A 26,299-nucleotide genomic window follows, 5' to 3' on the forward strand; every position below is an offset into this window, starting at 1 on the left:
CTTTGAACTATCCATTTCAGGCTACGTTTCAGGGTAAATTAAAACCATGAAAGACGTAGGCCTCATCACCGGTGCCAGCTCCGGCATTGGCAAAGAGTTAGCGCGCATCCACGCAGAGAAGGGTAGAGATCTCGTTATTGTCGCTCGTCGAGAGAAGGAGTTGAACGATCTTAAAGCCGAACTGGAAAGCAAGCATGACGTGAGCGTGAAGGTCATCGCTAAAGACCTGACGGCAGAAAATGCCGGGCAGGAAATCTTTGATGAACTGACCACGGCGGGTATTGAGGTAGACTATCTCTTTAACAACGCCGGTTTCGGCGGTCATGGAAAGCTGCACGAACAGGACTGGTCTTTGATCAACGGAATGATGGACCTCAACGTGAAGGCCCTGGTAAAACTTACGCACCTGTTCCTGCCCGGAATGGTAGCCCGTGGCAGGGGAAAGATTTTGCAAACCTCCAGCACTGCCGGCTATATGCCCGGGCCGCTGCAAGCTGTTTATTTCGCGACCAAAGCTTTCGTTAATTCCTTCAGTTGGGCGATCGCTGCTGAGCTGGAGGGCACCGGGGTGACGGTGACCACCCTGAACCCGGGAGCCGTTAAAACGGAGTTTGGAGAGGTCGCTGATCTGGAAGATACCTCCCTGATGGATGGTGCCCGCTCCGCCCGTTACACCGCCCGGAAGGGCTATCAAGCCATGGAGGCAGGTAAATTGGAAATAATATCGGAGCCGGTATTGAAGCTCGCTTTAAAGGGCGGTTTACCCTTTGTGCCACAGAGGACGATCATGGGCATGGTCAAAAAAATGCAGATGAAAAAATAGGCGGAGGCTTAGGAATCGGAGAAATAGTCGTCTCCGTCCGACAAGTCTTTCGTTTCGATTGGCAAGCCTTGCTTTTAAAAAACTACTTTTGCACCTGCGTTTAGCGCCCGAAAATGCAACTTCGGGGCGAACGCACTGTATTTACACGCAACTCCAAATCATTAAACAACCAAACGATGCAGCTTTCCGAAGGCCGTTATCAAATTGACGGCGTCGACATTCTCGGCCTCGTTGATCAATTCAACGCTCCTCTTTACGTCTACGATGCCGCTACTATGAAACGGCAGTATGACCGAATGACGAAAGCTTTCAGTAAGGTGAAACGGTTGCGGATTAACTACGCTTGTAAAGCGCTGACGAACGTCAACGTTCTGCGTCTGTTCCAACAGTGGGGGAGTGGTCTTGACTGTGTTTCGGTGCAGGAAGTTGAAATGGGTTTGCTGGCGGGTTTTGCACCCCATGATATCCTGTACACGCCCAACTGCGTCAGCTTTGAGGAAGTACAGGAAGCTGTCGATCATGGCGTACGCATCAACATCGACAACATCTCCATCCTCGAACAATTTGGTGCCGTTCACCCGAACGTACCGGTTTGCATCCGCATCAATCCGCACATTATGGCGGGGGGCAACAGCAAAATCAGTGTGGGGCACATTGATTCGAAATTTGGCATTAGCATCCACCAGGTTCCGCACGTGCTCAAAGTGGTCAATGCTCTTGGCCTGAAGGTGGAAGGGCTGCACATGCACACGGGCTCGGACATTTACGACTCGGGTGTTTTTCTGCAGGCGATAGAAATCTTGCTTCGCGCAGCGGCTGATTTTCCGGACCTGGATTATCTCGACTTCGGCTCCGGCTTCAAGGTACCTTACAAAGAAGGTGGTATTGCTACTGACATTGAAGACCTGGGGGAACAGTTAGGCGCGCGCTTCAACGAGTTTTGCGCAGAATATGGCCGCGACCTGGAACTGATGTTTGAACCGGGCAAATTTCTGGTGAGCGAAGCGGGCACCTTTTTGGTACGCACGAACGTCGTTAAAACCACCACAGCTTCTGTATTTGCGGGCGTTGATAGCGGCTTGAATCACCTGATTCGCCCCATGTTTTATGACGCTTACCACCATATCGTAAACGTTTCCAATCCGGAAGGTAAACAGCGGATTTACAGCGTTGTAGGTTACATCTGTGAGACGGATACTTTCGGTGTGAACCGTCAGTTAAACGAAGTTCGCGAGGGTGACATTCTGGCGATGGCCAATGCCGGTGCTTACAGCTTCATGATGGCCAGCAATTACAATAGCCGCTACCGGCCAGCGGAGGTGTTGATCTACGAAGGTCAGGCGCACCTCATCCGCCGTCGGGAAACGATGGAAGACCTGCTGGGCACTCAGGTGCAGGTGGATGTGTTGAAGAGTACGGTGCCGGCTTAAAGTTCTACCACAAATCCACGCAGATCAGGGCACAGATTTGCGCAGATAATCCGTGATAATCTGTGCCCTGACCTGTGAAAATTTGTGGTAAATATGTTTGTATCCTCGCTGTACTGCTATCCCGTTAAATCCCTTGGAGGTCAGTCTGCCCAGACTTTGACACCCGAAGGCCGTGGCTTCAAAGATGACCGCCGCTGGATGTTCGTGGAAGAGAATGGTCAGTTCATTTCCTGCCGGGCGGTGCCGGGCTTACTCCTCTTTTCAGCGGAAGTAGCGGGCGATGAGCTGCGATTCAGACGCATTGCGGACGGAGCATTACTGGGCGCGGTCGCAGGTGCAAGGGAAGGGATAAAGCGCATCGAAGTCAGTGTTTGGGATGATAACTTTCAGGCCAGCCTGATCGATGTACCCGGTCTGGACCAGTTGACGGAAACGCTCGGCATCCCTGGCGCAAGGCTTGTCTACATGGGCCCGGAAGACGTCCGCCCCGTCGACCCTCGCTACGCGAAGGCGGGAGAGGAAGTCTCCTTCGCCGATGGCTACCCTTACCTCATTACCAACACGGCCAGCCTGGATGATCTTGCCTCCCGCCTCGGCGAAGCCTCTCTCGACGAGCGCCGCTTCCGCCCCAACATCGTTGTCTCCACCGATACTCCCTGGGCTGAAGACGACTGGACAGCCCTCCAGCTTGGCTCTCACCGTTTCCGCCTGCCCAAGCCCTGCGCCCGCTGCATCATGGTCACCATCCAGCCCGAAACGGGTGAGAAGGACCTCCGCGTGCTGGCCGAACTCTCCCGCTACCGGAAAGTGGGTAACAAGGTGATGTTCGGGATGAACGGATGTTGGGAAGGGGGAGAGGGCGTGCTCCAGGTGGGAGATACTGTTACGCCACCGGCGTAAGCTTGCCTCCGGCAGCGACGGGCCGAAGCGTGCTCAGCACGCGCTACAAATGGATAGCGCGGCTGGAAGCCGCTTTGGCCGGCCGCGCGCGGAGCGCGCGTATGCCGGGATGATCTACCCGTTATTCCTCCGTTGAAGCACTTACTTGCTTAACTTCTACGTCCATTCGATAAAGCCTTCTAACCCGGTAATCTTCTTCTGAAAGCCGGTAACCATTGCTGCCAATGGGGTATTCTTCCGCAATTACGGGCAGGCTCTCAATACTAATCAATGCCAGGTTGTTTATACAGTCTTTTAAGTCCGGGTCATTTCGAATGGCTAGTTGGAAAAGATTCTCCCAGCCCTTGAGCATAGCCGTATTCTTAGCGTCACTGCCAGGAGCGTGAACTTGAAGGCTTATTCGTACTTCTGTGCCTGCATTACAGTTCTCTTCTAAAGATCTTTTTAGTTCCCGAAGTTTGTCTCCCTGGTTCGTCCAGTTGGGTACGGCCGCACTACCGGCAATGCTCTGCCGTTGATAGCCAGACTTGTTTACGATACGATCACCGGAATCTTCCAGCAGCCTGGCAAAATCTTCTACAGAGTATGGTGTTTTGCCATTGTGGTCGTTTGAGCCAAAGTAGAGTGAAAATGGCTTTGGAATAAAGAACAAGCTCCCATCGGGCATCGTTGGCAGGCCTGAATTTTCCCTTGGGGGACCCTGCTGTGTTGCATTCCCAATACTTGCTGTGTCCCGGGAGGATTGCTGCTCCCGCTCCGGAGGCGGTGCGTTACCAACGCCCTGAGTCTGCCCGATGGTGAGGGGCCAACGGTAATTGAATTCTTTTATGCGACGATCAATTATAGAGTCTGCGCCGGGTATAGCCAGAACCAGAACTACAGAATCCGTTCTCCCGCGAATATTCTCATTAAGAAAGTCATATTCTATCCTCCATTCCTCAGACTGATCCAGGGAATAAAGCAAGGTATTCTCGTCGACGACCTGTCCATTGTTGTCTTTTAGCCCGATAATGAGCTCCGTCCCTTCCCGTTGTTGAGATTCGGAAAGAAAGATGATAGCAGATATATGCAGCCCTCGCCGGTTATTCGAAAGTTCTTTAACGGTAAAATCGACAATTCTGCTTTTCTCCTTGCTGATTATGGTCAATAAATTCGGCCGGTAGGAGAGGGTATCAAAATAACCGGACTCTTTAAGGGAGTAGAATGATTGAGCAAGTGGAGATGCAGGATCATCGTAGTTGATGGGCGTCTCATTAAAGACGGCATAATCTTCATCTACCAGGGCCTGTAAGTGTTCGTAGTTATTATTCATCCGGCCGAGGGGCTCATAGTCTAATGAGCGGTTCCTCCCTACTAGCTCTTCGTATGAACCAAAATAATTGGTTCCTTCATATAGAATATCCCAGATCATTGTGTCCGGAGACCCCTTGATCTTGGACGGATCATTGTAACGCTCTGCGTAATAATTGTAAACGGCCGTCAGGACATTCAATAATAGGACGGGGTCTGAATCTGAAGAGGCGGCATCAGCTTCGCGAGCGGCAGCTATCCCTTCTTCGATGTTACCGGCCTGGAAACTGGCAACAGCCTCCTGATGCTTCAATACGGCCTGCTCTTTCGGAGGTTTTTCTTTGACGAGCCAACTTTGCTTTGTCTTTGGCCCGAAGTACAGTTCTCCTGTATTGTGCTTCGGGTATAGCCAGATAAATAAGAGGAACAACAGCAAGCCACTGATCGCCGCTAAAACGGGCCACCACACGGGGCGGGGAACTTTTTCGGCTACCTTCTCTTCAGCAGATTTTTCTTCGGTGGGTGGGGGAGTAGCGTCGGCAAAATAGGTGTCCAGGTCAGGGGTTTCCGCCCGGGCAGAGATGCTTTCGCCCATATTGCTGAAAGCGGAGGAGGTGTTGGAGAATATGCCTTGCTCGCGTCGCTCTTTTTCGAGCTGGTCGATGTCTTCGGCGAGCTTCGTGATGTTGCTCACCAATAGTCTCTTGGAGAAGTTGCCCGCCAGAGGATTGGTAGCAGCTTTCTTGACAACTTTTTGCTCCAGAGGAGGTGGCGACTGATTTTGTTGATGCTTGTCAAGTAACTCTCGCAGCGTTGCTAGCCGGTCATCGAAACCATCGGGAGCAGTGTTGCCAAGCCTGCGCTGAAAATAAGGAAGAGTAGCGCCGTACCGTTCCGTAGAAATCATTCGATCAACGGCCGTTGCTGCTGTGAAGTTCTTTAGGTCAGTTTCGCTTGTCCATACTTCCTGGCTATGGCGGATGTCGTCGAGCAAAGCACTTACCTGCGGAGTAACACCATTAGAGAACCATTCTACATCAAAGGTTGTGCCTTGAGAATCTAGCCGCTCCGCAAGCTGGAGAGACTGCTCTGCAAAACCTTTAAATGTAGATGGTATGTCACGTTTTAGTAGCTGAAGAATTTCTTTTAATTCATAGCTCTCACTGGCGGTTTCAAGTTTTTTCCGTAATTCCCACCAACCTTCGGGGCCATCGTCCCGGTAGTCGGGTGGGCTAATCTCTTCCAAAGTTTGCGCGAAATTTTCTTCGAAGCTTTGGAAAGGATCCTTCATTAAAGCGGGCCGCTCAAACTCTAAGGCTACTTCCCGATTGAGCGTATCGAGCAGGTCGGGGTCAAGTGCATCCGCTTTAATGAGGTTAGCGATTTCCGCCTTCGCTTCCGTATTGCTGTGATCCAGGGCAAAGGTTTGCACCGCCAGCACATTCTCCAGTTCGCGGGCGGCGAAGCCGCCGCTGGCAGCGGGCTGCGCCTTGCGGAGTTGTTCAGCCAGGGCGGCGCGGGCGGCAAGCTCCGCCTCTCGGTCAAGGGTTAGTTCCTTTAACAGCTCCTCCCGGAGGCGACGGCGGAAATGGCCGTGATTAAGGGTTTCCCAGCGGCTAAGCTCCAGTAAGTTGTCATGGTTGACGATCACACCGTGAGGCTCCAGCGCCCGGCCGATGGCCACCGTGAGGTCGAAGTTGGGAGAGGGGTGGACGGCCAGTGCTCTTGCCCAGAGCAACAAATCAGGGCGTCCGGCAAAATACTTGCTCAGATCACTTGACCTGCGCCAGCGGATATGACTGGGGTCTTTGTCGTTACGGCCCTTTAGCTGACGAGCTTCGTGCGTCTCAAAGTCGCGTTGATCATCAGAGGTGCCGTCCGTGACCTCCGCAGCGGCTTCAAGAATGCCCCGGCTATCCGCCGGGAACAGGCTGAAATGGCGGTGCAATACCTTTTCCTCAAAGCTCCAGGCGACGGGTGGCACGGGCGTTAGCAAGGTCCGGTCGGGAAAGGCTTTAAGCCATTCTTCGTGTCTGGGCGTCAGCCCGGGCTTTTCACTGGCGTGGTGGTCAAGAAAATCGTGTCCGCTACCGATGACCAGCAGACGCTGGCCACCAAAACGAACGGCCAGGTCTTCTACGTTCAGGCCGTGAGGTTCCTGTTCGTTCCAGCAGCGGTTGAGCTGGCCCTGGTAGTAGAAGACTTCGGCGTAGACATCCCGGCGGGTAAGTTCTTTGGCCAGACGCTTGAAGAGGCGGCCCTGATGGCTGAGGCCATCGACTTCGTCGATCAGCAGGACGTATTCACCGGCGCGCTCCCGCACGTTAAACCGGGCTTCCGGGAAGCCGCCACTGGCGATGGTGGCCTTTAGGGTCTTTGCGGCATCGAGCTCTTTCCTGCCGGTGCTCCCCGCCCGGTGGCGCATGGCCCGGGCCAGCGCGAGTTGACTGGGCTCCAGCGGCAGGCGGTTCTCCTGACTGATCCAGGGGATGGTGTAGGGGGCCGCATCAGGAGCAGGTGTTATGCCAGGCTCTTCTTTTTCTTTTTTCTCGGCCGCCCGGGCTTCCGCCTTCTTGCGCTCAATTTCTTGTTTCCAACGGCGCCAGCTCCAAAATAAGCCACCTATCCAAAGGGCAATCAGGGTCAGTGGCCACCAGGGACGGAAACCAGCGATGTGCTCGTATTGAACGGGCTGGTAGTTGTAGATGGGGAGGATGACACGGGTCTGCTCCAGCGCGTAGTTAATGGTGAAATTGGAGGTGCAGAAATCCGGATTAGCTTTCGTGCCGACGTTCAGTTTAATCTCGTGGGTTTTTCCTGGTTCCAGCTCTGGCTGAAATAACCAATTAGAAAAGTCAGCGCTCGGCGTTCCATCCAGAAACCATTGGTAATTGAAGTCGTCGCGGGTGTAGCCTAAATTCGCCAGTTCGAGCGAATCAAATTGGGCGAGAAAATAGTTGGCCTCTTCCGATTCGTTAATTTCTATTGACTCTCTGGGAGTAAGGATGGTGATAATTGGCGGTGGAGTAGCACAGTTGACACGATAAGAATGAGTCGCATTTGCCGTAGCTCCGGTTGTCGGATCAGTGACCGTTAAGTTTACCTGACGCGTATTTTCACCTTCCCTGGAAGGTAAAATGGTGGTAGAGAGTGTCCAGTGACTGCTATCTGTCTTGAGAACTTCTAAGGTTTGATCGTTTATGATTTGCCACTCCCATTCAAGCGAAGAACTGTCTTTACCCGGAAAAATGCTGTTGTTGTAGAAATTTCTTTCTTCTCCTTCTCTTACCTCAGTAGGACCAATGATTTCAGCGACAACCTCTACCTCGAGGGGAGTATTCAGTTTATTGACAACATAGATCCCCAGCATTCCCCCCAATAACAGACTAATGAGCCCCAGGGCCCACTTCTCCACCAGGAACCTGTCGTACCACTTTTCTTCCCGGGTAAGCGGACGCTCAACTACTGTTGGCAGTGTTGTCAACTCCTTTACGTAGGTACTGTAAACGGACTTGAACATTTCCTGCTCCGCCCCGCTACGACAGAGTACGGGGCCAAGACGCTTTCCAAAGTCTGCCAGGCTTTGTGGCGTCATCCACTCCTTCGCCTCCGTAACGGACAGCAGCCTCCAGGCCCTCAGCCGGTCGGCCGGAGACAGATCAAAGCCAACGGCTTCGAGGCGGGAGAATAGCTCTCCGAGGGGGAGGATGTGGGACTGTGGAGTGATGGTTGTTTTTTAAACCCCCTCCCTAACCCTCCCCACGGGGGAGGGGACAGGGAAAACGCTTCGCGTTTTTTGCTGAGGGGACATGATTTAATGATTTATGTTACCCAAAGCGTTCCTTAATCTTCCGTCGGTCCTCCTCCGTTTTGACGAGGAGGGAGAGGTTGTTTAGTCCTTGCTGGTTAACGTCTCCATCCGGGCCGAGGACGGATATCATCCGCAGCCAGGCGATCATTTCGGCGGTAGACGGTTTCTTGCGCAAGTCCATCCCCTGCACCTGCGTGAAGCGCCCGATCAGGTCCTGCAGCTCTTGGTCTTTAAAGCCATGGTCTTCTCTGATCTGAGCCCTGGCAATTTTCAGCAGCGTTGCTTCATCCGGCAATTCGATGTGATGAAAAACACAGCGCCGCAGGAAAGCATTGGGGAGGTTTTTTTCGGAGTTGGAGGTCATGATGACGACGATACTGCGGTCTTGTCCGGCGGTCAGGCTTCGATTGCCCTGCTCGCGAATTTCGAAACGATTGTGCTTGATTTCGTTGAGCAGGTCATTGGGGAGGTCCCTCGGTGCTTTGTCAATCTCGTCGATCAACACTACGCTACTGGCTCCTTCATAACTTTCTCCGTTGAGGGCGTTAGCGGGCGCTGCACCGGTTTTACTACGGGCAATGGCCAGGCCAAGGGCCTGCAGTTGCAGGTAGTTTTCCACTTTGGCGTCTATTCCCTGATCCTTCAGGTTGGCTGCCCGGAAGTGGCCGAGTGCATCGTAAGTGTAGAAAAGGTCCCGGGCCTCCGAAGTCGTTTTGGTGTTGAACTGTAGTGGTTCGTTCCCGAAATTCAGCCCATGCTTATTGTTATCAGCCGCCAGGTCAGCGGCAACCTTGTAGGCTAACTCTGTTTTTCCGGTGCCCGGGGCACCAGTAACCAGCAGCGGTTGCCCGAGCGCAATGGCCGTTTCCACGGCCGCTTTTACCTCGTCGGTCAGAATGTAGTTGCTGGCGCGGAACGGGGCCGGCCGGGCGTTGCGGATATTGAAAGCCATCAGACTTGTTTTTTGTTATAGTCTTTGATCAATTGCTGAAGGACGGGGTTGATGTCCGCCATGTAATAATCCCGGCCTTTTTGAAAGCGTACGGGATCGTCTTCGTCTCCTTCTACCCAAATTTTAGGGTGGATGGGATCAATAAGTTTTCGGTAGGTTTTGAGCCAGCGGATTACATCGCGGCTACCAACTTTCTCAAATTCGGGAATTGATTTTGCCCGGGGAATCATACCGATGGCATCCCGAACATCGCGTGCTTCGTCCTCATCGTCTTCATCAAATTCGAAGGAAAAGAAGATGAGCAGCCGTGGGGCGTCCTCCGGCAGGGGCGCTTTTTCGATATAGTCAATGAACCAGTTGACGGTATTCACGGCGGTGTCCGGATCGTAAGACGGATCATCTAATTGGAAGAAGATGCAGATGTAATCACCGGAGCCGAGGTTAGCGGTTCTGGGGCCTTGCTTCCAAAAATGGGTGATGTCTTTTTCGAGCAGCGGGGCATGGGCGTTGGCATCCATGCCCGCTTTATCGTAAAGCTTCTGAAGTAGAGCTTTGCGGTAAGCTTCTTCATCCCGTTTCAAGGGGACAAAGTATGGCGTAAGCATTTCCACCTTCGATTCGTTACGCAAAAGTGGGTTGTCTACATCCCGGTAACAGCCCATTAATTCCCGGGCAACCCGGTGGAAAAAATGCTCGTGTTCGTGCAGTTCGTTGCCTTGTAGAATGTAGTACTGGCAGATCCCGCCTTCCTTTTTGTGCTTTGTCAGGCCGTCCATCTGATCATGACGGTTGACCGCGTAGGCGTGGTATTTGTCCACGGCCTGCTTTTGCCTGGGCTCATGATCGTCTTGTCGGGTTTCTATCCGCTCGATCAGATTCATCACATCAATGATGAGTTGCCGGCGGGCGGGGCCTTCATAGCCAGGCGTCCAGGCTCTGTTCTCTGTTTTTTCGTCGATGTCGTTCTGCTCAGCAGCGAAAGCAAGGACCTCCGCCAGAAAAGCCGGATAGCTAACGGACACCAGCTCGCGTAGCTCTTCGATCACCTCGATCATCGGGGTGTCACCTATCTTATTAACGATCTCCTCAAATGGGGAGGGCATGAGCTGTTTTCACTGGTGGTCGAGGCAAAATACGATGTTTATGCATATATCGTGTATTAATCCATGTGATGCCCCAAAACGTTACGCTTTCATGAAAAAGAATAAGACCCTCATTTTAGGCGCCACGCCCAACCGGGAGCGCTACGCCTATCTGGCCGCAAACAAACTGGTGCGCCATGGCCACGACATTATTAATGTGGGCATCAAGCAGGGAGAGTTGGCCGGGCAGGAAATCCTGAATGGAATGCCTGCACGAGATGATGTGGAGACGGTTACCCTTTATGTTGGGCCTAAACGACAACCTCCTTACTACGACTGGATCATCGGCCTGAAACCCCGCCGGATTATTTTCAACCCGGGAACGGAAAACCCTGAGTTGGCAAAGCTGGCCCGGGAGGCCGGTATTGAAACTACTGTAGCCTGTACGCTGGTCATGCTGGGTAGCGGACAGTATTGACATTCATTTATGGCCCCCCAAAAGTATATCCCACCACGAGCAGCTAATTACCTTCGCCTGGCAGCGGCCGGTGTCCTCATCGGTATGGGACTGCGCGGGATGCTGCACGATCTTCCCCTCCGAGCGCTCTTCTGGGATGCCAGTTGGTGGACCTGGTTCGCTCATATGTTTGGGTTTACCTGGAAAGAATGGGTGACCTCCGCAAGGGTAGATCAGTGGATCAATGTGATTGATTTTTCAATTGGAGCGTTTCTTACGGCTACTGGTTTGATGATCCTGCTGGCCAACAGGTTTAAATCGTTCAAAAGGATGCTTCCTTTTGCGAAGTTGGTGTTTGTTGCAGCTTGGTTTTTTTTACTCATCCAATATTTTCTCAATTTTAAAGAAGCTTTTTGGCAAGCAGGCAACCTGTTGGAGCATAGCTTGCAAATGATCGCTCTTCCGCTTTGGTTTTTTGTCCTGCTTGTCAATGAATTTGGCAGGTCAGGCCATAAGGCAGCGCCCGGTCAGCGGGAGGGAAAAGGCTTGTTGTGGGTGATTCGGCTGGCAATCGCGCTTACCTTTATCGGGCATGGTTTTTATGCGGCGGGCGTACACCCCGTGCCCGCGAACTTTGTGTTGATGACGCAGTCCGGGCTGGGGGTAGGGGAGTCCGCTGCCAGGAGTATGCTCTTGCTGGTGGGGATTCTTGACTTTTTGGCTGCGGGGCTTTTACTCCTGCCCTGGAAAAAAGCCTGGGTTGTTGCCCTGGGCTGGATCATTCCGTGGGCGATACTAACCACACTGGCCAGGCTATGGAGTTACGGCGGACTGGTGGATAGCCAAACCTTGATTACGCAGTGGATTCCGGAAGTTATTATTCGTTTACCGCACGTTTTTGTGCCGCTGGCTCTGTGGACGATTATTCGGGTACGTTCGGCCAGCTCAGTGGAGGCGCGGCCGCAGGTGCAGGGGAAGTTAAAAGAGCAGGGGTAATCAGACCCTCTCCAGCTTTACCGGTGGCGTCCGGTTGCCGTTCCACTGGCAGACGTAAACGTTGTCATCCCCGTCTACGCATACATCGTGGCCGTTGAAGAAGGTCTTTTGCGCGTCTTGCGCAACGGGCTGTAGCTGCTTGTTTTTATAGATCGGTGCTTCGCCGCCGGGGCAGGAAATTACCCGGTCATTTTCGTCCATAACCATCGTGAAGCCCGATTGCACGAGCCAGGGTTTATCCACTTTTGCTTCGGCAAAGTTGTGGCTCCAGCAAACACCACTGTAGACTTGCTTGCCGTGAATGACGGGGCGGCAAACCTGCAGGTTTGCCAGGTTAACCGTTTTAATCCATTTTCCCTCCAGGGTGAAGTACTTGAAAGATTTGGCCGAGCGACTGGTAACCATCAACCGGGGCCCCGCAGGATCCCGATGATCAATGGCGATGCCGTGGGCGCTGCTGAGGTTGTAGTTTTTATCGGCATTGTCGTGCCCGCCAAACTTGCGGATAAAGCGACCATACTCATCGTACTGGAGGATGTAATCAGAGCCATAACCGTCCGCCACGTAGATATCTCCGTTTGGGGCAACGGCGGTTTCGGTGGGCTGAAACAGCATTTCTGGGGTGTAAGCACCTACGGTCATGGGGTGGCTGATGGTGAAAAGTAATCTGCCACTAATGGTTGTTTTAGCGACGAATCCACTTTGACGGATCATGGACTTGCCGTCGGCCTGACTTCTGGCCCAACCGCTTTCTGAGACGTAGAGCATGTCTTCGCCGCCTTCATCCATCAGGGTTAGTCCGTGTCCTCCGGGCCAGTAGGTGCCCCAGCTGTCGACGATCTTTCCCGAGCGGTCAAAAACAATGATATTGTTTCGCGGGTCATCACCGATCATAATCAGACGGCCTTTACGATCGACGACCATCTCGTGGCAATTATCGATGAAGGTGTTGAAGGGATTGATTTTGGCCCAGTCTTTATGTACGCGGTAGCGGAAATCACCCTGGCCGATGATAGATTCGTCGGGCGCCAGTTGTTTATTGCCGATAGCAAATAGGGGGATGGTCAGTAGTCCGGTTGCGGTTGTGGCACTTGTTTGCAGGAAATTTCTTCTTCCGATCATGATCAACTGTTTTGCGTTGCACAAATTACGGCTGAACAGTTTGGGGCAGGGGAGAGCTTTTTCCAGAAGATTACTACGTATGGGTTAAAAGAGGACTTGGTATTAGGCACAGGATACTTTTGAGGGGAAGCGGGAAGCTGGATCAGTCATTGATTCGGTTCACTGCGGGCAAAGAATGCTACCCAAAGCCATAAGTCTATCACGTTTGGTATCAGCGCTTTTTAAAAGAGGCGTAAGGAAGGACCTTGCAGTCAGAAAAATACCTCAGTATACATGCGTTTATTCTCCTTGCTCTTAATCAGCCTTCTTTGCACCTGCGTCCGCGCCCAGGAAACCCGGCCGCCGAAAAACTATGCCGACAGCCTTGATTTTTCTGCTGCGCCCGCGAGAATCACTGCAAAATTGCCTTTGAGTGACCAACAAAATGAGGGGCGTTGGAAAATGGTTCGCAGCCTGAGTGAAGAGTTTCGCGGGAAGCGGTTGAACACAAAAAAGTGGTATCCCAATAATCCTAAATGGAAGGGGCGTCCACCTACCTACTTTCAGGGAGATAATGTATCCCTGGAGAACGGGGAACTGATCATTCGTGTCAATCAACACGGAGAGGAAGAATTGCCTGAAGAGTTCACGCACTCCACAGGCTTTATTAAGAGTAAACAAAAGATATTGTACGGTTACATTGAAGCAGAGTTAAAACCAATGGATGCTCCCTGGGTCTCCGGCTTCTGGATGACTAATGTGAGCAAAGACTGGTGGACGGAGATTGACATCTGTGAAAATGCTCCCGGAGTGGAATGGAATCGCCATGACCTGAACTCCAACGTTCACGTTTTTCGGGCACCTCCCGGGAAAGGAGACGTGAAGAAGCACTTTTCCCGTTCACAGAAATACTATGTCCCTTTTGAATTGCAACAAGACTATCATGTGTGGGGGCTGGAGTGGAACAAAGAAGTAATCCGGTTTTTTCTGGATGGTGTTTTGTTCAGAGAAGTGGAGAACACTCACTGGCATCAGCCATTAGAGATTAATCTGAATGCAGAGTCTAACAAATGGTTTGGAGCCTTGCCGGACGATAATCGGCTGGATGGAAAAATGAAGGTGAAATATGTACGGGTTTGGCAAAAGAAGCCTTAACCTAAGGTATAGCGAGTTCCTTCTTCTGGCTTCATTCAGAACAAAATTTGCCTTCGCACGCTCGAAAAGTGAACTCGCAACAAGTCTAATGAACGTTCGTGGTAGGTTTTTAGAGAAAGGAAGTAGTCAGGGCCAGGTGCAATTGGTGATCATATCCAATTAAGACCGATCTTAGCCCTAAGATGCATTATTTAAAAATACTATCGCTTTTATCTTTCGTCCTCATCGTTGATTTGCTGTCAGCCCAGGGGCAGTTCGCTCCACCGGGTGCAGAATGGTGCCTGCGGGGTTATGACGGTGAGGAAGAAACGATTGGTTTTGTGCTGGTTAAGTACGAGCGGGATACCCTGGTACGGGGTGTGCCGACAAAAATAATGAGTATCCGGTCGAAAAATCTGGCGCCAAGCGGGCTCGTGGATGGTTACTACTCCGGAGTGGAACTCATTCAGCATTCCCGTGATTCTGTTTTTTATTACGTCCCGGAAATATTGGACAGGGTCTTTCTTTTCAAGGAAAGCTATGAGCTGGGAGAGGAGACTACTACCTGGCTGTATAACGAGCCTTTTAATGTTTTGGAGGTGGAGGAGACTGTGATTGACGGAGTGGAAATACCGGTTGCGAAGATGAATCTGCCTGCCTGGCTTGGCCGGGATCTTCCGGTAACGATGTACGGAGCTCTGGGGCCTGACCGGGGCTTTATGGAAAACTGGAGTTACTATCTGGATGGCCTCGGAGGGGTGGATATGGAGGCCTACCGGGCAAGCGACACGCCCGAAATAAAGATTGTGGCCCGGAGTCAGTGTTTTGCACTTATGGAACAGGAGGTGGAAAGGGTTATTACCCGGGCAGGGGAGGATGAATGCTCGGTCGTTGCGTTCCCCAATCCGGTAGCTACCATTGATGAGTGGGTGAGGTTACGATTGGATTGCAGGGATTACGTATCGGGTAATTTTCTGCTTAGAGTATACAGTGTTGACGGCAAGGAGGCGATGCCTCCTAAATGGTTGGGCTTTCTGCCTAATGATTTTGCCGTAGGAAGCTTAGCAAATGGTAAGTATATTGGTGTGATCAGCGGCGAGGGAGAGCGGTACACTTTCACATTTGTGAAAAACAGGTGACCCGTGAGTCTATCCGGGGCTAAAAAGAAACCCGGGCCCCTTGTCTTGAAAGTAAACCTTTCCCTGACGGATCGGTTACTTCAAACTATGAGTAAGAACACACCAATTTGTGACCAGCAGGAAATTAACGCCTACGGCGTTTTTGGTGATATTGAGGTATGGCCCGGTAAGCCGTACCCTCAGGGGGCTACCTGGTCGGAAGAAGGAGTGAACTTTGCGGTCTTTAGTGGAAACGCAACCCGGGTAGACCTTTGTCTTTTCCGGGAGTCCGACCCGAGCGAAGAGGTTTACCGTATTCAGATGATGGAACAGACAGATATGATCTGGCATTGTTTCATTCCCAAGCTTGCTACCGGCTGGCGTTATGGTTTTCGTGCTCATGGAGAGTGGAACCCGCGGGCGGGACTACTTTTCAACCCGAATAAGCTATTAATCGATCCTTTTACCAAGGCAATTGATGGAAATATTGAATGGCATGATGCCATGTTTCCGTACCCCATCCATGATCCGGCCGAAGACCGTTATCTGACGATGGATACGTTGGACTCCGGTCCGTACATTACTAAGGGTGTTGTGATCGACCCATCGTACGACTGGGAAGGGGATAAGTTGCCAGAGCACCCGATGCACCGAACGGTGATTTATGAAGCTCACGTAAAGGGGCTAACCCAAACCCATCCGGATTTACCGGAAGAACTACGGGGAACTTATGCCGGCCTTGCCCATCCGTCTATTATCGAATATCTTAAAAATCTTGGGGTAACGGCCATAGAACTGATGCCCATTCACCATTTCGTCCAGGACGAAAGATTGGTGAAGATGGGACTTCGCAACTATTGGGGGTATAATACACTAAGCTTCTTTGCCCCTCATGCAGATTATGCTGCTTCAGGCAGCGCCGGCGGGCAGGTTCGGGAGTTTAAAGACATGGTTAAGAAGCTGCACAAAGCAGGTCTGGAGGTTATTCTGGACGTGGTATACAACCATACTGCCGAAGGAAACCACTACGGTCCGATGCTGGGAATGAAGGGGCTGGATAATGCTACCTACTATCGCCTGAAAAGCGATGAGCCGCAGTATTATATGGACTACACGGGGACGGGCAACACCGTGAATATGACCAGTGTGCGGAGCCTGCAGTTAGTGATGGACAGTCTGCGTTACTGGGTAACGGAAATGCACGTTGACGGTTTCAGGTTTGATCTGGCCAGTGCACTGGCCCGGGGGCTTTTCGAAGTTGGAAGGCTGAGTACTTTTCTGGACACTATTCATCAGGACCCGGTAATCAGTCAGGTAAAGCTCATCGCGGAGCCATGGGACGTTGGCCCGGGGGGCTATCAAGTGGGTAACTTTCCCGTCTTATGGTCAGAATGGAACGGGAAATACCGGGACAGCGTCCGGTCATTCTGGAGAGGGGACGATACGGGGGTAGCGGAGCTTGCCTACCGATTAAGTGGCTCTTCTGATCTTTACGAGCTTAGCGGCCGTCGACCTTCAGCCAGCATCAATTTTGTAACGGCACATGATGGATTTACGTTGCGGGATCTTTACTCCTACAACGAAAAGCACAATGAGGCTAATGGGGAAGGCAACCGGGACGGAGATAACAATAACCACAGCTGGAACTGTGGGGTAGAGGGCCCGACTGATGATCCGGAGATCAACAAACTTCGTTTGCGAATGCAGCGAAATATGCTTTCGACGCTTTTGTTGAGTCAGGGAGTACCCATGATTACGATGGGGGATGAGTACGGAAGAACTCAGATGGGGAATAACAATGCTTACTGCCAGGATAACGAAATCAGCTGGTTCAACTGGGACTGGACGGCGGAACAACGGGCGTTGCATTCTTTTACCCGAAAAATGATTAGTCTCCGGATGGATAACCCCATATTCCACCGTCGACGTTTCTTTGACGGCCATACCATCCATGATTCGGATATTGGTGACATCCTATGGGTTAGTCCCTCCGGGAAAGAGATGTCTGAAGAAGAATGGAACAGTACGAATACCCGTGCCATGGGGATGATCCTCAATGGAGAAGGAATGGTTGAGTTTGATGAAAGGGGGAGACGAATCAAAGACGATATTTTCCTCGTTATCCTGAATGGCTGGTGGGAAGGAGTGGATTTCACCCTTCCGGGCGTAAAGGAATTCACCATTTGGGAACAAATCGTTCATACGGATAGCAGTGAGCTTTCCCAAAACCTGGAGGTGAAGGCAAAAGAAGGCTTTTTGCTTGGCCCCCGCAGTCTTTCGGTGTTTAGACTGAAAGCCCGGAAGGCAAATCGTACTTCTGAGGGTAAACGTCGGGTCACCATTGTCGATCAGGTTCGTCGATTGTGGGATATGATTCAGGAGTAGTGGCGTAAAAAAAGCTATTCAGACCATTTATTGTTTGTATCATAAATGGCCTTTCCCGCGTGGAAATGGCTGGGGTTTAGTGTGTGATGAAGGGTGTTTTTATCGGCTCTGGACCGATAAATATCCAGTAAAAGCAAGGGTTGACCATTTGTTCTACTTTCAGGACCATGCGTAGCGTTATGGAGAAATTCTTAGCTCCACATTTGTAATGTCCGGAAGGAACATTATTAACGGCTGTCAGAACTAAAGGCCGTTCAACACTCACACTTAACTAGTTTATCATGCTAAGAAACCTTACTAAACTAACCCGTTACCGAGGGATTCCCGCGATCGCACTACTATTGCTGTTTTGCGGCTTTGGTGGTTCGGTCTTCGGTCAACTTACCGTTGCGGGAACCATAATCTCAGACGAGGGAGACCCACTAATTGGGGTTACGATTCGGGTAAAAGACAATCTTACTACTGGTACAGTAACGGATTTTGATGGAAAATACTCCATTACCGTTCCCGGAGGAGATAGTGAATTGCTACTTTCTTACACAGGCTACACCAGCCAGACAATTAAGGTTAACAACCGAACAACCATCGATGTTACGATGGAAACGGATGCGGAAACGCTTGATGAGGTGGTAGTTGTTGGCTACGGTTATGTTGATAAAAAAGACCTTACGGGCTCCGTTACTACCGTGAAAGGAGAAGATCTTACCCGGGTACAATCCATCGGCTTTGAGCAAGGTCTTGCTGCACAAGCAGCGGGTGTTCAGATAACAACCTCCCAGGGTGGCCCGGGTGCTTCGGCAACGATCCGTATTCGGGGAGGTACTTCGATTACGGCATCCAATGATCCACTATACGTCATTGATGGTTTCCCCCTGCTTGGTGGTTCCTCCGGGGCAAATGCTGGTCCGGGGTCTCAGTCTGAAAGTCCGCTTTCAACCATTAATCCGAATGATATTGAGTCAATTGAGGTACTAAAAGATGCTTCTTCGACGGCTATTTACGGAAGCCGGGGAGCAAACGGTGTAATTTTGATTACCACCAAAAAGGGAAAGGAAGGACGTGCACAGCTTACTTACAGCAACTCGGTTGGTGTTGGAGAACTGTCACGAACGATTGATATTCTCTCTCCTCAGGAGTACGTTGATTTCTGGAATGAGTACCACACTTTCGGCATTGTCAACTTCGGTAACCGTGACCTCGCTTACCGGGATGATCTTGGCAACGATCTGGATTTAGGAGACCCCGAAAGCGGTTTGATCGTGACGAACTGGCGGGATAAAATTTTCCGTAACTCTTTTACACAACGCCATAACCTTAACATAAATGGCGGAAGTGACCGTACACGTTACAACGCTTCTTTTGGGTACAGCGATGACCAGGGTATTCTGGAAGGTTCTTTCTACAAGCGCTATTCCTCCAATATCAACGTAACGCAGGAGTTAGCCAATAACCTGAGTGCAGGCATCAACATCAATGCCGGATTCATTGACCGCGGCGGACCAGTAACCGCGGGAGGTAATGCGGGCGGTAGCGCCCAGGCGAGTGTTCTGACCCAGATTCTTCTGTTTACGCCCGTTCAGGGACGTATTCGCTACGAAGATGCTGAATATGACGAAGACGGCATTTTGCTGAGCGTACGGGATGGAGCAGCCTTTAACCCACAGGCACAGATTGAGCGTACGCACAACTTTGGCAACACAGTCAACGGTTTTGGTAATGCTTACCTCCAGTACAATTTCAGTGACCATCTTTCTGTCAAGTCCTCTTTCGGTGGTAATTACTACAACGTTAATAACGAAGGGGTATACCCTAGTGATTTTGGTTGGTCAAGAGCCGTTGGTGGCATTGCCTTCACGGGCCTTTTCCGCCGCTACGGTTGGCTGAATGAGAACACAGTCTCTTACCGGAACACCTTCGGAATACATAGCCTTAACGCAGTAGCGGGTTACACGCAGCAAGGAAGCACAAACCGAAACCTGAGTACGAGTTCTCAGGATTTTGCCTTGCCAGGAGTAGATATTGACGCCCTGAATTCTGCAGGACTTACCCTTCCGGTTAACTCTGGTAAATCTGTTTGGGGTTTACGTTCCTGGTTAGGTCGGATCAACTACACCCTCAACGATAAGTACCTCATTACTCTTAGTGCCCGGGCAGACGGTTCCAGCCGATTCGCAGAAGGTAATAAATGGGGCTTCTTCCCCTCAGGTGCTATTAGCTGGCGTGTAAGCCAGGAGCCATTCCTGAAGGACAGCAAGGTGATCAGTAACCTGAAGTTGCGCGCAACCTACGGTGTGTCTGGTAATAACGGTATTGGAGAATACAGATCATTAGCTGCTTACCAGCCATCCCGGGCAGTGATTAACGGAGAGTTGGCCGCAGGTGCCCGTGTTAACCAGCTGGGTAACACAGACCTGACCTGGGAAACTACCGCACAAACGGATGTTGGCTTTGAGTTAGGGCTGTTTCAAAACCGCCTGACCTTCGACTTTGACTACTACATCAAAACAACTACTGATCTGCTTCTACAGGTGCCACTTCCTCCGGAAACCGGCTTCACCAGTGCGTTGCAGAACTTTGGAGAGGTAGAAAACAAAGGGGTAGAATTGGCTCTGAACGCTACTCCGGTTGATAAGGGTGACTTTAGCTGGAATTTCCGGATTAACGTCTCTCAGAATAGAAACCAGGTACTTGACATCGGCAATGCTGACTTCATTCTCGCTACATCACCTGGTGCCAATGAGAACGATTTCATCGTACGGGTTGGGGAGCCCATCGGAAGCTTTTACGGCTACGTTACCGACGGTATCTACAACTACAGCGACTTCCCCATTTTTGATGGGTTGTCTACTCAGGAGGCAGCGGACATTATTCGCAATGACGAAAATGGCCAGTTCTGGGATAACTTCTACGAACTTCGGGAAGGAACCGTAACGCGGGCAGGTTCTGCCCAGTACCGCCCAGGTATGGTGAAACTGAAGGATATTGCCAGCCTTGATGAAAACGGTAACCGCATTATGGTGCCCGATGGTGTGGTGGATCAGACGGACCGTACGATTCTTGGTAATGCTCAGCCCGATTGGTATGGTGGCATCACCAATGATTTCAAGTACAAGAATTTTGACCTGTCATTCCTCTTTCAGTTTTCTATCGGAAACGAGGTATACAACAACAACATCACAAGAGGCTCAGCAACGGCCATTGCCACGTACAATAAACTTGGATTTATCCGTGACCGTTGGACGCTCGATAACCCCGACACAGACATTCCCGGCATTTGGGGCTATACTGATGGTGGGGTAAACCGGGAGCTTATCAGTACTTTCATTGAAGACGGCTCTTTCCTGCGTCTGGCAAATGTGACCCTGGGCTACCGCCTTCCTCGTGGATTTGGTTCGACTAAGAATGCCCGCATTTTTGCTGCCGTGGATAATGCATTCCTTCTATCTGATTACACGGGCTACGACCCTGAAGTTAGCATTGGAAACAATCCGCTTACGCCCGGAGTGGATAGCGATAGCTACCCCCGCCAGCGTACTTACCGTGCTGGTTTAAGCGTAACCTTCTAATTCACTCTGAAACTATCAACCCGCTTCGGTAACAGCTGTTGCCGGAGCGGGCACTTTCAAATATTTAAGCATGCAAATCAAATTTAAATTTCTTTGGTTGCTGGCCTTACCGTTGCTGATCACATTGCCTTCGTGCGACGAAGATCTGCTTACGGAGTCCCCAACCAATTTCCTTTCCCCGGTAAACTTTTACCGGAACTCTTCTGATGCTCAAATTGCCCTGAATGGCTTGTACGCAGGCCAACAACGAATTCAGGGGTACTCTGGTGGAGACGCCGGTGTTGCTCTTCTGTGGGGTATGCACGGCGCTGACGAAATCGTCGTTCCACCATGGACGCCACCTGGCCGCAGAACACTCTTCCTGTTCTCCGCCACTCCAAGTCTGGATGTTTTCTTCAATGTTTACTCTCGCCACTACCAGGAAATTAACCGTGCAAACACAGTTATTGACCAGGTGACGGCCATGACGGAAGACAAAATCAACGATGAAGACCGTGCCCGTATCCTGGCGGAAGCCAAGGCACTTCGGGGTAGCTTTTATTTCAACATGGTCCGGATCTACAACCGCCTTCCCCTGGTTGTTGAAGAGCGGGTCAATCTGGAAAACCTGGAGTTTACGCAATCAGAACCTGAGGTGATTTACGCGCAGATTATTGACGACCTCACTACTGCCATTGCTGACCTCGAGGAGTTCGGTGCATCCGGCCAGTTATCTAAAGGAGCCGTGCAGGCGCTTCTGGGTAAAGTTTACCTTCAAATGGCGGGTATCCCACTGAATCAGACTGATAAATACGCCCTTGCTGCTGAGCAGTTCAAAGACGTTATTGACAGCGATGTTTATTCTCTGGAAGAAGACTTTCAACAAGTTTTCGACCTCGACAACGAGCTAAACGAAGAGATGGTCTGGGTCGTTGAGCACGATGCTCCTGGCCAAACGATCGACGGTACTCAAAACTCTAACCTCGGTAGCTTCATGGGGCCTCACGGTTCGCTGAACGACGGTGGTGGTTGGGGTACCGCCTGGTCAATGACCGATCTGGAACTGGCTTACGATCGGGATGACACCCGTCGCCGGGTAACGATCGCTTACGGTAATGCACCTAACGTTATGGACAGCGTACGTGGCCCTAACCAGTTCAAGCCCTGGAAATGGCAAAAGCCTGCAGGCCAGGCCTGGGGTAATGATACTCCCTTCGATTATGCTTACATCCGTTACGCCGAAGTACTGCTGGGCTATGCTGAAGCTCACGCTCAGGCAAACGGTAGTGTTACCACCGAAGCATTGGATGCCATTAATCAGGTACGTGCTCGTGCCCGTGGCGACAACAACCCCGAAACTGCGGTGGTGGATATTCAGCCCGGGCTTTCAATCGCTGAATTCATCGATGTAATTGACAACGAACGCTACCTCGAACTGGCCTTCGAAGGCCACCGCAAAGGTGATTTGATCAGGTGGGGACGCCTGGTGGATCGTATGAATAACCTGACTCCACAAACAGCTGTTTGGCCGGGACTGCCAGAGGCAGAGCCGCATGAAATTTTCTGGCCCATCCCACAAGGGGTTCTGGATGTAAATCCACAAATGGAACAGAACCCAGGTTGGTAAACTCAATAGTTTTTTAAACCGATTAAGTGATAAGGGTCCCAGTAAATTTTTACAATTTGCTGGGACCTTTTCGTATAGTTACAGGCTAAGTATCTTTCGGACATCCATAGTTCATTTATTATTCAACATCCGTTCTACATGCTGCGAATACCATTTTTACTTATACTATGCATCTCTCTAATTGCACCATCGTGTCAAGCTGATAAACATCAGGAAACGCCTGAAGTGATTTCTTCAACGGGGAAGTTCCAGAAACTTTCAGCAAGTGAAACAGGTCTGGATTTCAGTAACCATGTTGAAGAAAACTTCACTAATTTTTTCGCCCGGTTTCAATACGTTTATAACGGTGGCGGAGTAGCAATTGGCGATGTTGACGGGGATGGATTGAGTGATGTATATTTTACGGCTAATGAAAATCATAACCGCCTGTATAAAAACATCGGGGATTTAAAATTTGAGGATATTACTCAAGAGGCCGGAGTAGCTGCTGCAGAGGGGTGGAAAAACGGCACCGTAATGGCGGATGTTAATGGTGACGGGCACCTCGATATTTACGTATGTCGAGGTGGTTCGAAGGATAATAGCCCGGAGAATAAACGTCGGAATCTACTCTATATTAATAACGGTAAAGGGCAGTTTGAGGAAATGGCAAAAGAATTTGGACTGGATGATGCCGGCTATTCTTTACAGGCAGTTTTTTTCGATATGGATAACGACAATGATCTGGACGTATACATTACTAACCGGCCGGCTACTTTTTTTATTCCGCATACAGAAGTCTTAAAGGCTAAAGCAATTCAAAATCCCGATTTCAGCGATCAACTTTATAGAAATGACGGAGCAAAATTTACCCGGATTACAGAAGCTGCAGGTATTACCCGGAATTTTGGCTATGGACTTGGTTTGCTGACCACCGACGTAAATAATGACGGATACGCAGATATCCTTGTGTCAAATGATTATCTTGAAAATGACTATCTCTACGAAAATCAGGGAGACGGAACTTTTGTTGAAAGCATTGAGAAGTACACCAACCATACCAGTTTCTATGGCATGGGAATTGACGCTGCCGACTTAAACAATGATGGACTCGAAGATATACTCCAGTTGGACATGTCCCCGGAGGATTACGTCCGCTCAAAGACCACAATGGCCAGTATGAATGTAGACCTCTACCGGCAAATCATGAGTAGTGGTTTTCATGACCAGTATATGCACAATAGCCTGCAGTTAAACCGGGGAAACGGTTTCTTTAGTGAAATCGGGCAATTGGCCGGTGTAGCCAAATCAGATTGGAGTTGGGCCGTTCTGGCAGCTGATTTTGATAATGATGCGAATAAGGAAATATTTATTACTAATGGCTACCGCAGGGACGTTGCCGACAAGGACGGAAATATACGTTTCCAGAACTATCTGCGAAGTGACGAACGGGCAAAGCGAACGGACGAAGAAAACGCCCGCGTAGTGATTGATATGTTTAAGTCCGTACCGCTGCAGAACTACATCTACGATGACGAAGGAGAACTACACTATCAGAACGCAGCGTCAGCCTGGGGGTTAACGGAGAAATCTTTTTCTAACGGTGCTGCTTATGGCGACCTGGACAATGATGGGGATCTGGACCTCGTGGTCAATAATCTCGAAGCGGAAGCTTTCTTGTATCGAAATGATACGGAGCCCCAGAATTATCTGCGCATCAGGCTGAACGGCCCTCAGGGGAATAAATATGGAATTGGTGCGAAAATTACGCTGATTCAGGCAGAGGGACAGCAGTTCCAGGAGATGAAAACGGTGCGGGGTTATCTTTCTTCCGTGGAGCCTAAAGCTCATTTTGGCTTAGGCAATAAGGGCAAGGTGGCAAGCCTGCGGGTGCAATGGCCGGATGGAAAAGCAATGGAACTCCGGCAACCTGACATCAATCAGGAAATAACCATTAATTACGCCGACGCCAAGCTGCTTGCTGAAGAAAGAAAAGAGCAGTCACCCCTGCTGCGGGAAACCACGACGAAACGGTTTCGTCCGGTTTTTAACCATCAGGAGAATGACTTTGATGACTACGCCAGCCAGGTCTTATTGCCCCACGGGCATAGTAAGTCTGGTCCGGCCATCGCCGTTGGCGATGTTAACGGCGATGGCTTGTCGGACTTTTTTATTGGCGGCGCAAAGAGAATTGCCGGTTCTCTTTTTATTCAGCAAGCCGATGGTACGTTTTCACCGGGTAACAATGAATTTTCGGAGACTGACGCTGGCTTCGAGGATGCGGCTACTCTTTTATTCGATGCTGACGGAGACGGAGACAATGACCTCTACGTGGTGAGCGGGGGGAGTGAGTTTCCCGAAGGGTCATCGAAATTTCAGGATCGTCTGTACATCAATGATGGGGTGGGCAAATTCAGTCCTTCCGGTTCGCTTCCATCCATCAGAAGCAGTGGGGCTTGCGTCATTCCATTTGATGTGGATGCTGACGGGGACCTGGATTTATTTGTAGGCGGAAGGGTAGTGCCCACCCGTTACCCCGCCTCTCCGGAAAGCTATTTGCTGCTTAATGAGGGCGGTTCCTTTAAGGACGTTACGCAATCAATGGCACCCGACCTGAGCAGTATAGGTATGGTAACTTCTGCCTGCTGGAATGACCTAGACGAAGATGGTACGGCAGAATTAATCATAGTCGGAGAATGGATGCCCGTAACTGTCTTCGAGAAAAAAGGGGATAAGTACGAAAACACTACTGCTGACTATGGCCTGGACAAAAGCCAGGGGTGGTGGAATAAGGTCGTTGCAACGGATATGGACGGAGATGGAGATGAAGACCTGGTGCTGGGTAATCTTGGCCTTAACTACAAATTTCAGGCTTCTCCCGAAAAGCCATTTTACGTGTTTGCCTCAGACTTTGACCAGAACGGGAGTAACGATATTTTCCTCGCCAAAGAGAATGGCGATGAACTGGTCCCCATCCGTGGGCGGGAATGCTCAAGTCAGCAAGTGCCGGATATTGCTAAAAAATTCCCAACCTACAACGCTTTCGCCGACGCGGGGCTGGAAGACATCATTGATCTGGACAAACCGGATGCCATTCGGTATGAGGCCCGGGAGTTCCGGAGTGGATGGTTGGAAAAGCAGGCGGGGGAACTGACCTTCCATCCCTTGCCGCTGGCTGCCCAGTTTTCGGTGGTCAACAGCATCGTTGCCGCGGACCTAAATAAAGATGGCCGGCAAGACCTGATTACCGCCGGCAATAAGTTCGAAGTAGAAATTGAAACTACCCGGGCGGACGCAGGTATCGGGACTGTTTTTTTAGGGAACGGCGAAGAGACGAGCCTAAGAACGCTCAACCAGATGGAATCGGGGCTATTCCTTCCCGAAAACGTAAAGGGGCTTTACCCCATTTCGCTGGGTAAGGCCGGAAGCAACGGCTTGCTGGTGGCGACTAATGAAGGTTCTCTTCGATTGCTGGAGTGGTAAGAGCAATGCTTCTGCAGACCTTTCATTGCACCTGCGGCAGCGCCAAATACCGTGAAATCATGTGAAAACATGGGGAATTCACCCGGCAAATCCATATGTGTTTCCCTTTTAAACATCAGTGGTGCAGGAAACAAGCCAATGATCAGACATTTACATTGATCATGTAAGTAACCGTTCCGCAAGGGT

At 50.7% G+C, this 26,299-nt stretch carries 15 protein-coding genes; 11 read left to right on the plus strand and 4 right to left on the minus strand.

Annotation, left to right across the window (positions count from 1 at the left end; genetic code table 11):
• Positions 1 to 46: 46 nt before the first annotated feature.
• The 3 genes from BM123_RS06040 (at position 47) to BM123_RS06050 (ending at position 3,153) form a co-directional block, all read left to right on the plus strand.
• On the plus strand, positions 47 to 823 hold the full coding sequence (locus BM123_RS06040; RefSeq protein WP_090166325.1) for an SDR family NAD(P)-dependent oxidoreductase: 777 nt from the start codon (positions 47 to 49) through the stop codon (positions 821 to 823).
• A gap of 176 nt (positions 824 to 999) precedes the next feature.
• Positions 1,000 to 2,253, plus strand: a complete 1,254-nt coding sequence (gene lysA / locus BM123_RS06045) for a diaminopimelate decarboxylase (RefSeq protein WP_090166327.1) — start codon at positions 1,000 to 1,002, stop codon at positions 2,251 to 2,253.
• A gap of 93 nt (positions 2,254 to 2,346) precedes the next feature.
• Positions 2,347 to 3,153: an MOSC domain-containing protein gene (locus tag BM123_RS06050; protein ID WP_090166329.1), complete on the plus strand. Its 807-nt coding sequence runs from the start codon at positions 2,347 to 2,349 to the stop codon at positions 3,151 to 3,153.
• Positions 3,154 to 3,274: 121 nt separating this feature from the next.
• Here the strand turns inward: BM123_RS06050 and BM123_RS06055 are convergent, their stop codons facing one another.
• The 3 genes from BM123_RS06055 to BM123_RS06065 all read right to left on the minus strand — a co-directional run bounded on the left by BM123_RS06055 (position 3,275) and on the right by BM123_RS06065 (position 10,309).
• Positions 3,275 to 8,038, minus strand: a complete 4,764-nt coding sequence (locus BM123_RS06055; protein WP_090166331.1) for a hypothetical protein — start codon at positions 8,036 to 8,038, stop codon at positions 3,275 to 3,277.
• A gap of 232 nt (positions 8,039 to 8,270) precedes the next feature.
• Entirely contained in the window at positions 8,271 to 9,206 is a 936-nt protein-coding gene (locus tag BM123_RS06060) for an AAA family ATPase (protein ID WP_090166333.1), read from the minus strand.
• Positions 9,206 to 10,309 carry a hypothetical protein gene (locus BM123_RS06065; protein WP_090166335.1) on the minus strand — a complete coding sequence of 368 codons (1,104 nt, stop codon included), beginning with the start codon at positions 10,307 to 10,309 and terminating at the stop codon, positions 9,206 to 9,208. Before BM123_RS06065 ends, BM123_RS06060 begins: the two co-directional genes overlap by 1 nt.
• A 91-nt stretch (positions 10,310 to 10,400) precedes the next feature.
• Here BM123_RS06065 and BM123_RS06070 point away from each other — a divergent pair, with 91 nt between their 5' ends.
• A complete protein-coding gene (locus tag BM123_RS06070; protein WP_090166337.1) occupies positions 10,401 to 10,766 on the plus strand; it encodes a CoA-binding protein in 366 nt (121 codons plus the stop codon).
• Positions 10,767 to 10,775: 9 nt separating this feature from the next.
• Entirely contained in the window at positions 10,776 to 11,741 is a 966-nt protein-coding gene (locus tag BM123_RS06075; protein ID WP_090166339.1) for a hypothetical protein, read from the plus strand.
• On the opposite strand, the gene BM123_RS06080 is transcribed toward BM123_RS06075, so the two are convergent.
• Positions 11,742 to 12,863 (minus strand): NHL repeat-containing protein, encoded by a 1,122-nt coding sequence (locus BM123_RS06080; protein WP_175489265.1) that lies wholly within the window; start codon positions 12,861 to 12,863, stop codon positions 11,742 to 11,744. It lies immediately after the preceding gene.
• Between the two features lie 273 nt (positions 12,864 to 13,136).
• Between BM123_RS06080 and BM123_RS06085 the strand changes: the two genes are divergently transcribed.
• The 6 genes from BM123_RS06085 to BM123_RS06110 all read left to right on the plus strand — a co-directional run bounded on the left by BM123_RS06085 (position 13,137) and on the right by BM123_RS06110 (position 26,113).
• The gene (locus tag BM123_RS06085; RefSeq protein WP_090166341.1) at positions 13,137 to 13,997 is read left to right on the plus strand and encodes a family 16 glycosylhydrolase; all 861 of its coding nucleotides are present in this window, start codon (positions 13,137 to 13,139) and stop codon (positions 13,995 to 13,997) included.
• 182 nt (positions 13,998 to 14,179) lie between these two features.
• Positions 14,180 to 15,115 carry a T9SS type A sorting domain-containing protein gene (locus BM123_RS06090; RefSeq protein WP_090166343.1) on the plus strand — a complete coding sequence of 312 codons (936 nt, stop codon included), beginning with the start codon at positions 14,180 to 14,182 and terminating at the stop codon, positions 15,113 to 15,115.
• 87 nt (positions 15,116 to 15,202) lie between these two features.
• The gene (gene glgX, locus BM123_RS06095) at positions 15,203 to 17,479 is read left to right on the plus strand and encodes a glycogen debranching protein GlgX (protein WP_090166569.1); all 2,277 of its coding nucleotides are present in this window, start codon (positions 15,203 to 15,205) and stop codon (positions 17,477 to 17,479) included.
• Between the two features lie 281 nt (positions 17,480 to 17,760).
• Positions 17,761 to 21,045 carry a SusC/RagA family TonB-linked outer membrane protein gene (locus BM123_RS06100; protein WP_090166345.1) on the plus strand — a complete coding sequence of 1,095 codons (3,285 nt, stop codon included), beginning with the start codon at positions 17,761 to 17,763 and terminating at the stop codon, positions 21,043 to 21,045.
• A gap of 70 nt (positions 21,046 to 21,115) precedes the next feature.
• A complete protein-coding gene (locus tag BM123_RS06105) occupies positions 21,116 to 22,651 on the plus strand; it encodes a RagB/SusD family nutrient uptake outer membrane protein (RefSeq protein ID WP_090166347.1) in 1,536 nt (511 codons plus the stop codon).
• 225 nt (positions 22,652 to 22,876) lie between these two features.
• Positions 22,877 to 26,113 carry a VCBS repeat-containing protein gene (locus BM123_RS06110; RefSeq protein WP_245748452.1) on the plus strand — a complete coding sequence of 1,079 codons (3,237 nt, stop codon included), beginning with the start codon at positions 22,877 to 22,879 and terminating at the stop codon, positions 26,111 to 26,113.
• Positions 26,114 to 26,299 lie beyond the last annotated feature (186 nt).

This window comes from Neolewinella agarilytica, from assembly GCF_900110645.1.
In the GTDB taxonomy this organism is placed as follows: domain Bacteria; phylum Bacteroidota; class Bacteroidia; order Chitinophagales; family Saprospiraceae; genus Neolewinella; species Neolewinella agarilytica.